This is a genomic window from Parafrankia sp. EUN1f (genome assembly GCF_000177675.1).
Taxonomy (GTDB): domain Bacteria; phylum Actinomycetota; class Actinomycetes; order Frankiales; family Frankiaceae; genus Parafrankia.
Genome location: NZ_ADGX01000315.1, coordinates 1 through 3208, shown reverse-complemented (window position 1 = coordinate 3208; position 3208 = coordinate 1). Strand labels below are relative to the sequence as shown.

Genomic DNA, 3208 nt, shown 5'->3' with positions numbered 1-3208 from the left:
CCTCCCGCCGGCGGTCGTGACTTCCTCGCCGCCGGTGAAAGGGCCGACGAGCATGCGAAGGCCCCCGCCGAGGGGGGAGTCGGCGGGGGGCCTCGGCGGTCGCGCACGCGAGCCGCGGCCGTACTCACGCCCCGCTCCGGGCGGCTACCAGGACGGTCGCGGGCTCACGATCGGATCGAGCAGCTTGACGAGTTCGTCGGGTTCATACTCGATCCGATAGCGATGACAGGCACCATCGTTCGATTCCTTATCGAGCGCCGGCCAGTTCACCGTCCACCCAGCGGCGGCGCCGAGCTGGCGAAGGAATGCCCGCTGCGCGCGACCATTTCCTTCCCGGAATGGGTGCAGCGCATTAACCTCGCCGTAGAGGACAGCCAGCTGAGCTACGAAGTATTCCCTCTTGAGGCCAATCAGATAGTGATCATTCTTAAGCTTTAAGAATAGCTTGGCGAGTTCCGCCTCGATGAACAGCGGCCGACAAAAAGGGTGTCCGCCTTTGGCGAGGCCAACACTACGGATCTGACCAGCCCACGGATAGATATCCCCGAACAGAACCTTGTGGAACTGCTGGAGATGCGCCGTGTCGTACGATCCCGGCAGGAGCGAACGAGCGAGACTCGTACCCCGAACACCGGACACCTCTTGCTCGATGATGGCGAGCTCGTCCGGATCTCTGACATCAGCAGAGTTGATCAGGCACTCTGTGCCAGCCCAGCAATACGGATCCTGGCTATGAGTTGACGTCGCTCCTCCTGCGGCGGGCAAGGATCTCAGCGACGGCATCGTCTGCCGACCGCACTCCCCAGGCTACCTGCCGCATCCGATCTTGGGCGTCGTCAGAGAACTCATGGCCTTCGAGGCGTGCGCTGCCAACGGCGGCCGTTACAGCCTCGTCGGGCGACATCCTCAGCCTCGAGTAGTAATCCATCATCATCTTGTTGTCGATGGCCGCGTCAGAGGAGTAGTCGTCAGGAATTCCGCCACGCGCCAGGCGCCATGGAGCCTCGGCGTGCGTCATCCGCGACAGCTCGTCACCAGAAAACGACCCGTACGTCGCCAGTACCCAGTCGACATGCTGTTTCGACGCTGGCTGGAGGCGACGAGGGTCACCGGAAGGCCAAGACGAGACCGAGGTGCGCCTACGGTGCTGCTCGTACAGCGCGCGAACCACGGGCCCGTCGACCCACGCTTGCACTTCATTGGGGAACAGGACCGACCCTTGGAGCGCGAGGTGCCAGGCCTGGCTGTAGTACACCAGCTTCTGGAACCGGTATGTCTCCATCGCCCCGAGGCGGGCGACGATGTACGCCGCGACATCATGGACATTTTCCGGCACTACCGCCACCTCCCCTCGGCCGCCATGGCCTCGGCTACCCTATACTGAAGGATTTTACCCGTACAGCACTGGGTCTACACGGGCTTTACTCACTCTCCGCTGCCCGATGTAGCCGAAGGTGCCCCACCGTCCTCAGCGCGGGCCCGTCAGAACCGATCCGCGAGTCCGAGCCTCGCGTGAGCATTACGCGCCCGCCGCCGCTTCCCCGCGGCGCCGTACCGCTCGACCATCTCGTGGGACGTCCACCCGGCGTGGACCATGAGCGCTCCGCGGTCTCCCCCGTTGTCGAGCCAGTCGTCGGCCAGTTTCCGTCTGAACTCGTGCCAGTGGGTGCCGGGCCGGCCGATGAGCTGGCCGCGGCGTTCGATGAGCTGGCCGAGGCCGGAGTGTGTGAGGGGTTTGCGGCCGTTCTCGTCGAGCCAGTACGCGGCACTGGCGGCGGCCTGCTTCTCGGCGCGCAGCCGCTGGTACTTGGCGAGGGCCAACGCGGTGGTCTGGCCGATACCGGGCAGCCGGTCCCGGCCGCCCTTGCCTGTCACTTTGATCGTTCGTAGGTGCAGGTCGACATCGGGCAGGGTCATGCCGGCGACCTCCGCGCGCCGGGCGCCGAGGTCGAGGAACACCCGGATGAGCGCCTGGTCCCGCGCGGCGACGTAGCGGGCGCGTTTGTCGAGTTTGGCGTGGCCGGTCTTGATTGCCTTGCAGGTCGCCAGCAGCGCCTTGACGTGGTCGTCGGTGAGCTCCGGTTTGATCGTCTGGTCGATCTTCGGGGCCTTGATGCGTTCCATGGGGCTGCGGTCGATGTCCTCCTCGTCGAGGAGGTGGCCCATCCACTGCTGCAGGGCGCGGTAGATCTGGTTGACGTAGGCCTGGCCGGGCCCGTTGGGGCACCGGGGCGTCGGGGTGGTCCGGAAGGCGACGAGGAAGCCCTCGACGTGTTGGCGGGTGATGTCCTCGGGCCCGGCCGGGCGTGGCAGGACGGGTCGGCCGTGTGCGTCGACGGTGTCGCTGCCGGGCTCGTCGGGGAGGGCCAGGAGCCAGGCGACGAACAGCCGGCCGGCGTGCAGGTAGATCCGGCGGGTGTTCGCGGCGCGGCCGGCGCTTTCCAGGGACAGATCCCAGGTGGCCAGGAGCAGCCCCCACATCGGGTCGTCGACCTGGGGGCCGTGGGACAGGGGCCCGCCGGGCTGACGGGGGGTGTCGGTGATCGTCGAGGTTGGCACGGGGTGGGAGCGTAGGCAGCGGACCGTGCCCTGACAACTCGCAATCGTGCCGAATTAATCGCTGTGGGAACGGTGAGCCCGGAGCCCCTTGACGGGGCATGATCGGGATTAATAGTCTCCATGGCTGTTCAGCCGCCATGTGGAGAGGGGTGGGTGGGCGCGGCAGGGATCGAACCTGCGACCACTCGCTTGTAAGTTACTTCGCCAGGAACGGTGACCTGACCTGCATATCCGCAGATCACGGCGATCCATCCGAGGTCGAATTAATCGCTCCCCACTCGGTGGCACCAGGAGCGCCCGCCCGGGCGCCGGACCGCCGGAGACAGCATGTCCCCCCTCGCACCCTCGACGCGAGCACGTGACCTATCCCACAAGACAGAGAAGGCCTGGACCGCCGCGCGTCGCGCCGCCGACCGGGCGATGTCCCGTTCGGACTGCTGGCGCGGCGCGGCGGGCTCGTCCGAGCTGACGGCCGAGGAGCGCACCGAGGTGGGCCGCGGCGCGCTGGCCGCGATGGATGAGGCGATCATCCGCCTGCAGGCCGCGCGGGATGCGTTGTCGGCCGAGCTGCTGGATGCCGGGGTGCTGGCGCCGCCGCTGGTGGAGTCGGAGGACCTGCCGGCGACGACCTGGCAGGCCCTGGCCGACG

At 67.1% G+C, this 3208-nt stretch carries 4 protein-coding genes; 1 reads left to right on the top strand and 3 read right to left on the bottom strand.

Translation table 11 applies throughout. The features are described 5' to 3' along the window. Window positions 1-144 precede the first annotated feature (144 nt). The 3 genes from FREUN1FDRAFT_RS38515 to FREUN1FDRAFT_RS38505 form a co-directional block, all read right to left on the bottom strand. Complete coding sequence (locus tag FREUN1FDRAFT_RS38515; RefSeq protein ID WP_006545864.1) at window positions 145-639, bottom strand: Fic family protein; 495 nt, start codon at window positions 637-639, stop codon at window positions 145-147. A gap of 91 nt (window positions 640-730) precedes the next feature. Further along, window positions 731-1336: a type II toxin-antitoxin system antitoxin SocA domain-containing protein gene (locus FREUN1FDRAFT_RS38510; protein ID WP_006545863.1), complete on the bottom strand. Its 606-nt coding sequence runs from the start codon at window positions 1334-1336 to the stop codon at window positions 731-733. A 146-nt stretch (window positions 1337-1482) separates the two neighbouring features. Further along, window positions 1483-2559 carry a site-specific integrase gene (locus tag FREUN1FDRAFT_RS38505; RefSeq protein ID WP_006545862.1) on the bottom strand — a complete coding sequence of 359 codons (1077 nt, stop codon included), beginning with the start codon at window positions 2557-2559 and terminating at the stop codon, window positions 1483-1485. A 327-nt stretch (window positions 2560-2886) separates the two neighbouring features. Here FREUN1FDRAFT_RS38505 and FREUN1FDRAFT_RS38500 point away from each other — a divergent pair. Then, window positions 2887-3208, top strand: a 322-nt coding sequence (locus FREUN1FDRAFT_RS38500) for a hypothetical protein (RefSeq protein WP_006545861.1), incomplete at its 3' end; no start/stop codon positions are given.